This is a genomic window from Streptomyces sp. SID14478 (genome assembly GCF_010548525.1).
Taxonomy (GTDB): domain Bacteria; phylum Actinomycetota; class Actinomycetes; order Streptomycetales; family Streptomycetaceae; genus Streptomyces.
The window spans coordinates 23,324-30,610 of the sequence record NZ_JAAGMG010001227.1; the positions used below are offsets into that span (position 1 = coordinate 23,324).

At 71.3% G+C, this 7,287-nt stretch carries 6 protein-coding genes and 1 pseudogene; 3 read left to right on the forward strand and 4 right to left on the reverse strand.

Annotated elements, in window-relative coordinates; translation table 11 throughout:
* Window positions 1-24: 24 nt before the first annotated feature.
* The 4 genes from G3I40_RS39485 to G3I40_RS39500 are packed head-to-tail and all read right to left on the reverse strand — an operon-like array spanning window position 25 to window position 4,346.
* Complete coding sequence (locus G3I40_RS39485) at window positions 25-804, reverse strand: CDP-alcohol phosphatidyltransferase family protein (protein WP_164559636.1); 780 nt, start codon at window positions 802-804, stop codon at window positions 25-27.
* Window positions 782-1,849, reverse strand: coding sequence for an iron-containing alcohol dehydrogenase family protein (locus G3I40_RS39490; protein ID WP_164559637.1), 1,068 nt, complete (start codon window positions 1,847-1,849; stop codon window positions 782-784). The genes G3I40_RS39485 and G3I40_RS39490 overlap by 23 nt, the downstream gene beginning before the upstream one ends.
* Window positions 1,837-2,589, reverse strand: a complete 753-nt coding sequence (locus tag G3I40_RS39495) for a phosphocholine cytidylyltransferase family protein (protein ID WP_164559638.1) — start codon at window positions 2,587-2,589, stop codon at window positions 1,837-1,839. The genes G3I40_RS39490 and G3I40_RS39495 overlap by 13 nt, the downstream gene beginning before the upstream one ends.
* Window positions 2,586-4,346, reverse strand: coding sequence for a DUF5941 domain-containing protein (locus tag G3I40_RS39500; protein ID WP_164559644.1), 1,761 nt, complete (start codon window positions 4,344-4,346; stop codon window positions 2,586-2,588). Before G3I40_RS39500 ends, G3I40_RS39495 begins: the two co-directional genes overlap by 4 nt.
* A 421-nt stretch (window positions 4,347-4,767) precedes the next feature.
* Here G3I40_RS39500 and galE point away from each other — a divergent pair, with 421 nt between their 5' ends.
* The 3 genes and pseudogenes from galE to G3I40_RS39515 all read left to right on the forward strand — a co-directional run.
* Window positions 4,768-5,751: a UDP-glucose 4-epimerase GalE gene (gene galE / locus G3I40_RS39505; protein ID WP_164559639.1), complete on the forward strand. Its 984-nt coding sequence runs from the start codon at window positions 4,768-4,770 to the stop codon at window positions 5,749-5,751.
* 179 nt (window positions 5,752-5,930) lie between these two features.
* The gene (locus G3I40_RS39510) at window positions 5,931-6,872 is read left to right on the forward strand and encodes a cation diffusion facilitator family transporter (RefSeq protein WP_164559640.1); all 942 of its coding nucleotides are present in this window, start codon (window positions 5,931-5,933) and stop codon (window positions 6,870-6,872) included.
* A gap of 141 nt (window positions 6,873-7,013) precedes the next feature.
* Window positions 7,014-7,287: pseudogene (locus G3I40_RS39515) on the forward strand (transferase); the annotation flags it as partial.

Sequence of the window (7,287 nt, forward strand, 5' to 3'; positions counted from 1 at the left end):
CCTTCGCCTGCTCTGCCGCCGCGCTCACTTCAGCCTGCTCGACGCGAGGATGGAGACCAGGTGGAGCAGGGTCTGCAGGAGCGCGATGCCCGCGAGGACGGCCACGCCCAGGCGCGTGAAGAACAGGTCGCCGCGGATCTGGTCGACGATCGCGAGGACCAGGATGAGCAGCGACGCCTCGATGCCGAGGATGAGGCGGTGGAACTTCAGCGCGGACGCGGCCCTGCGGGCCAGCGCCATGCCGGAGGCCTGGATCTCGGAGGCGGACTCCTTGACCTGCTCCTTGCCGCTCTGCGCGCGGGACACCCCGACCAGGTCCGTCTCGGCCTTGATCAGGATGGCGCCGAGCGCGGCGAGCGTGCCGAGGAAGGCCCACAGCCAGTCGATCCGGCCGGAGCCCCACAGGTCGGCGGCGCGCAGGCCGAAGCCGACGAGGACGGCGGCGTCGGTGAGGTACGCGCCGACGCGGTCCATCCAGACGCCCGTGAGGGAGTACTGCTTGCGCCAGCGGGCGATCTCGCCGTCGACGCAGTCGAGCAGCAGGTACAGCTGGACCGCGACGACGCCGAGGACCGCGCCCCAGATGCCCGGTACGAGCAGGGCCGGGGCCGCGAGGACGCCGCAGACGGTCATCAGGTAGGTCAGCTGGTTGGGCGTGACCTTGGTGTTCACCAGGTGACGGTCGATGCGCAGCGAGATCTCGCGCATGTAGAGCCGTCCGCCCCAGTGCTCACCGCTGCGCCGGTCCTTCACACCCGCGGGGTGAACGACCGGGCGGAGCTCAGCTACCGATGGCTTTTGCATAGTCGGCGTAGGCGTCCCTGATCTGGTCGGTGGTGAGGTTCAGGTGTTCGAGGATCGTGTAGCGGCCCGGGCGGGTCTGCGGAGCGAACTCCACGACCTTGACGAACTCCTCCACGGTGAAGCCGATCTCCTCCGGCAGCACGGGCAGGCCGTGCCGGCGCAGCACCTCGGCCATGTACGCGGACTCGTCGCGGGCACCGCGCAGGTGCATCGCGAAGGCCGCGCCGAGGCCGCACTGCTCGCCGTGGCTGGCGGCGCGCTTGGGGTAGAGGAGGTCGAAGGCGTGGTTGATCTCGTGGCAGGCCCCCGAGGCCGGCCGCGAGTCGCCCGAGACCGACATGGCGATGCCGGTGAGGACCAGGCCCTCGGCGAGCACCTGGAGGAAGCCGTCGTCGCCGACGCCGCCCGGGTGCCGCAGGACGGCCTCGCCGGCCTGGCGGGCCATGGCGGCGGCCAGGCCGTCGATGTCCTCGCCGCGCTCGCGGGCGGCGAGCTCCCAGTCCGCGACCGCGGAGATGTTGGACAGGGCGTCGCCGATGCCGGAGCGCACGAAGCGGACCGGCGCCTCACGGATGACGTCGAGGTCGATCACGACGGCGATCGGGTTCGGTACGCCGTAGCTGCCGCGGCCCGCGTCGTTGTCGAGGGTGGCGACCGGCGAGCACAGGCCGTCGTGCGACAGGTTCGTCGCGACGGCGACCAGCGGCAGACCCACGCGCGCCGCGGCGAACTTGCCGCAGTCGATGATCTTGCCGCCGCCGAGGCCGACGATCGCGTCGTAGCGGCCCGCCTTCTTGACGTCGTCGGCGAGCTGGACGGCGTCGTCCAGGGTGCCGCCGCCGACCTCGAACCAGTCGGCGCGGGGCAGCGAGGGCTCCAGGCGGGCCCGCAGGGCGGCGCCCGAGCCACCGCTGATCGCGATGGCCAGGCGCCCCGTGGACGACGAGATCCTCTGGTCGGCGAGCACCTTGGCCAGGTCGTCGAGCGCTCCCGGCCGGATGTCGACGACGACCGGCGAGGGAATCAGCCTCGTCAGTACTGGCACGCGATCTCCCGCCCCTTGGCCAGGTCCTCGTGGTTGTCGATCTCGACCCACGGGACGTCGCCGATGGGCGCGACGTCGACCTTGAAGCCGCGGTTCACGAGCTCCTGGTAGCCGTCCTCGTAGTACAGCTGCGGGTCGCGCTCGTACGTGGCCTTCAGGGCGTCGGCCAGCTCGTCGGCGGCCTCGCCCTCGATGAGCGTGACGCCGATGTACTCGCCGGTGGCCTCGGACGGGTCCATCAGCTTCGTGATCTTCTGGACGCCCTTGGCGGGGTCCACGACGACCTTCATCTCCTCCTCGCCCAGGTCCTTGACCGTGTCCAGGGCGAGGATGATCTTCTTGCCGTCGCCGCGGGCGGCGAGCAGGGTCTTCTCGACGGAGACCGGGTGCACGGTGTCGCCGTTGGCGAGGATCACCGTGTGCTTCATGGCGTCACGGCCGCACCACAGGGAGTAGGCGTTGTTCCACTTCTCGGCCACGTCGTTCTCGATGAGCGTGAGCTTCAGGCCGTACTTCGCCTCGAGGGCGGCCTGGCGCTCGTACACGACCTCCTTGCGGTAGCCGACGATGATGCCGACCTCCGTGAGGCCGATCTCGGCGAAGTTCTTCAGGGTGAGGTCGAGGACGGAGAGCTCGTTCTCGGTTCCCTCGCCCACGACGGGCACGAGCGCCTTGGGAAGCGTCTCGGTGTAGGGGCGGAGCCGGCTGCCGGCGCCGGCAGCCAGGACGAGGCCGATCATGCGGGTTCTCCTTCATCGTGTACGGCGGGTGCTCCAGCAGAGACCCAGAAGCGGATGCTCTCGGCGAGCACCACGAGTGCCACGGCCACGGCGAGCACCGTGAGCGCGAGGCTGAAATCTGTCTTGGTGAACAGCGCGGCCACGAGGGTGACCACCAGCGTTCGGCCTTCGTGTCCGCCGATCGCCCGCACCAGCCAGTGCGGGGGCGCCCCGGTGCCGCCGCGAATGCGGTACACCGTGTCGTAATGATGGTAGGCGACCGCCGCCACCAGCCCGAAAGCCGCGGGCAAGGCTCCGTTCACGTCCGCGCGGGCCGCGAGGAGCAGGATCGTCAGGTACTCCGAGGCCCGGAAGACCGGGGGGACGAGCCAGTCGAGGGTGCCCTTGAGGGGGCGGGAGACGGCGAGCGCCGACGTGACGCAGTACACGGCCGCGGCGACGATCGGCCAGGGTCCGCCGAAGTCCGTGAGACCACTCACAGCGACGACGGCCACGCCGCCGACGGCGGCGATCACGGGGGCCGGCAGGGGGCTCCTCGCGACGCGGGCGAGGGCCTGGGCGAGCGGGCCGGAGTCGGCCAGGTCGGCGAGGGCCTGGGCGGCGCGGTCGGTGCGGTGCGCCTTGCGGGTCAAGGAGCGCAGCACCCGGCCCGCCGTGGTGTAGCAGGCGGCCAGCGCGCAGCCGACGATCAGGACCCAGAAGGTGATGCGCGGGGTGGTCAGCGCGGTGAGGATCGCGATCAGCGCCCAGCGTTCGCCGATCGGCAGAACTATCATCCGGCGCACCCAGACCGTCCAGCCGACGCTGTCGAGCTTGTCCGAAAGGGCCGCGGTGGGGCTGGTGTTGGCGGTCGCGTCGTGGTTCGCCTCGTTGAAGGAGAAGTCGACGACGTGCCGGCAGGTCTGCAGGACCATCGCGCCGAGGGCGAGGGCCCACACGTCGTCGCCGTTCGCGTGCACGGCGCCGAGCGCGAGTCCCGCGTAGTAGGCGTACTCCTTGGCGCGGTCGAACGTCGCGTCGAGCCAGGCGCCGAGCGTCGAGTACTGCAGCGAGTAGCGGGCGAGCTGCCCGTCCGTGCAGTCGAGGACGAAGGAGAACAGGAGCAGGACGCCCGCGGCGACGAAGCCGGGCCGGGTGCCGGTGGCCGCGCAGCCCGCCGCGATCAGGGCGGTGAGCAGGGAGGCGGTGGTGACCTGGTTCGGGGTCAGGCCGCGCCGTGCGCACCAGCGCGCGAGGTAGCGCGAGTAGGGACTGATGCAGTACGTCGTGAAGAAGCCGTCCCGCGCCTTGACCGCCGTGCGCAGCCGGATCGCCTCGTCGTCGACGGCGGCGAGGGCCTGGCGGGCCTCGTTGCGGGTCTGCGGGTCGGCGGGCACGGCGGCGACGAGTTCACCGAGCTCGGGGCGGTGCACGTCGGTGCCGGCCGCCTCCAGGCTCTTGGCGACGGCGTCGGGCACGCTGCCCGTCTCCTGGACCGCCCGGTTCAGGGCCTGGCGGGCGGAGGGCAGCACGGCGACGGCCCCCGGGATCGCCGAGGCGTGGAAGCGGGGGTCGGTCAGGCCGAGGCGCAGCGCGTGGACGTGGCCCACGAAGCCCGCGTCGACGACCGCGACCCGCTGGTCGCCGGGGACGGTCGCGAGCGCCGCCGCGGCGTCCGCCTGGTCCGGGGCGAGTCGCACGTCGAAGCCGAGTGCCCGCAGATCACCCTCCAGGGACGACCCGGGGACCGGCTGACCGGTGACGATGGCGGTCGACAGACGAACTCACTCCTTGGGTGCCGACGCGAGCGCCGGACTCATGCACGGGGGAAGGGCGCCCGCTGACCCGTGGGCCTGTCGTCACACTCCGGCCGTCCATCCTCACGGCGTCTGGTGCGTGCTCCGCACGTACCGGGTGCGCGGCCTCGTACGGGATGTACTCGGCCGTGCGCCCGCTGCGGCGGGAGCGCGTGCCAGGCGTCGCGTGGCAGGCTGGAGTGTGTCGACAGGCCCTGGGGCCGGGCGGCATGTCGGCAGAGGCTATCGGATGATGAGAAGCGGACGTTCACCGCCCGTTTACGGCCCGATTGGCCCCTGTCCCACACGGTCTGCGTAGGCCAGGCCGCTCGTTCATCATTGTCGATCAAGGCCCCGGGCCACAAACCCGGACCGGTCCGCGACCCGCTTAGGGTGGTGCGTCATGACGTGGCTGATCACCGGCGGGGCCGGATACATCGGGGCACATGTGGCACGGGCGATGACGGACGCCGGGGAGCGCGTCGTCGTCCTCGACAACGTGACGTCGGGCGTGCCCGACCGGCTGCCCGAGGCGATTTCGCTGGTCGAGGGCTCGGCCCTGGACGCCGACCTGGTGCGTCGGGTGTGCGCCGATCACGAGGTGACCGGTGTGGTGCATCTCGCCGCGCACAAACAGGTCGGCGAATCGGTCGAGAAGCCCGAGCTGTACTACCGGGAGAACGTCGGCGGGCTCGCCACGCTCCTGGAGGCGGTCGCGGCGGCGGGCGTGCGCCGCTTCGTCTTCTCCTCCTCTGCCGCCGTGTACGGCAACCCGGACACGGACCTGATCACCGAGTCGACGCCGTGCGCGCCCGTGAACCCGTACGGCGAGACGAAGCTCGCCGGCGAGTGGCTGGTGCGCGCGGCCGGTCGTGCGCACGGGATGGCGACGGTCTGCCTGCGCTACTTCAACGTGGCGGGCGCCGCCCGTCCGGAGCTCGCGGACATCGGCGTCTTCAACGTGATCCCGATGGTCTTCGACCGGCTCACGCGCGGCGAGTCCCCGCGGATCTTCGGCGACGACTACCCGACGCCGGACGGCACCTGCATCCGCGACTACATCCATGTGGCCGACCTCGCCGAGGCCCACCTGGCGGCGGCCCGCAGGCTCGCGCGGCCCGACGCGCACGGCGACCTGACCCTGAACATCGGTACGGGGCAGGGCGTCTCCGTGCGCGAGCTGATCGACGTCATCGCCGAGGTGTCCGGGGACCGCACCCCCGCGCTCGTCGAGCCGCGCCGCCCCGGGGACGCGCCGCGCGCGGTCGCCTCCTCGGCGCTGGCCGAGAAGGAACTCGGCTGGGCGGCGACGCGCGGGGTGCGCGAGATGGTCGCGTCGGCCTGGGCCGGGTGGTGTCTTCGCCACCCCGGGGCCCCCGCGAAGTGATCTTGTCGGCGCCCTGACCTGCGTACATGCACGCCTTCACCCGGTACGCCATTTGCCCAGGTCAGGGCACATGACAACGGTGTTCACTGCAGTGTTTGCAGATACCCCCTCCCCGTAGTTCACTGTGATCGCCGCCCTCGTCGGGGACGGTGCCGCGAACCGAGACGGAGGGGGTTTCCATGGGCGTCGGGCACGACCACGACCACGGACACAGCCACGGGCCGACGACCGGCACGGCGGCCGCGGCCCACAAGGGGCGGCTGCGCATCGCGCTCTGCATCACGCTGACCGTGATGGTCGTGGAGATCGTCGGCGGCATCGCGGCCGACTCGCTCGCGCTGATCGCGGACGCCACGCACATGGCCACGGACGCGCTCGGCCTCGCGATGGCACTGCTCGCGATCCACTTCGCGAACCGCCCGGCCAGCGACCAGCGCACCTTCGGCTACGCACGCGCCGAGATCCTGGCCGCGCTCGCCAACTGCCTGCTCCTGCTCGGTGTCGGCGGCTACGTCCTGTACGAGGCGGTCCAGCGCTTCATGGAACCGGCCGACACGGCGGGCGGCCTGACGATCGTCTACGGGCTCATCGGCCTGGTGGCGAACATGATCTCGCTGTCCCTGCTCGTCAAGGGGCAGCAGGAGAGCCTGAACGTGCGCGGCGCCTTCCTGGAGGTGGCGGCGGACGCGCTCGGTTCGCTCGCGGTGCTGATCTCGGCCGCCGTCATCCTGACCACCGGATGGCAGGCCGCCGACCCGATCGCGTCGCTCCTCATCGGCCTCATGATCGTCCCGCGTACGGTGAAGCTGCTGCGCGAGACCTTGAACGTGCTGCTGGAGTCCGCCCCCAAGGGCGTCGACATGGCCCAGGTGCGCAGCCACATACTGGCCCTGCCGGGCGTCGAGGACGTCCACGACCTGCACGCCTGGACGATCACGTCGGGCATGCCGGTGCTCTCCGCGCACGTGGTGGTCAGCCCGGACGTGCTCAGCGCGATCGGTAACGAGAAGATGCTCCACGAACTGCAGGGCTGCCTCGGTGACCACTTCGACGTCGAGCACTGCACGTTCCAGCTGGAGCCCTTCGGTCACGCGGAGCACGAGGCGAAGCTCTGCCACTGAGCGTGCTATTTTGGCCAGAGATCTTTGAGGAGGTGGGTTGATGACCGTCGTCGCGGTGAGCGCTGCCATGCGCAGCGACAGGTGCATCCCCGTCTTCCGGGCCGCCGCCTGAGCGAGGCCCCTCACTCAAAGGTTCTTCCGTTGACCGACGACAGCTTCGTCGTACCTGCTTCCTTCTCCGTTCTCTCCCTGCGGCACCTCCTGCGTCACGCAGGCGAACTGCCCGCCCGGCCGCGCATCCTCGACCTGGGCCGCGGCCCGGACCGCTCCACGCCGCCGCTCGCCGCCGAGACCGGGGGCGCGGTGATGCCCGCGGATCCTGCCCTCGCGACCGGCACGGGCGAACTCCCTTACCCGGACGGCTCGTTCGACCTCATCTGGGCCGAGGACGCGGCGTCCGGCCGCGGCTGCGGCC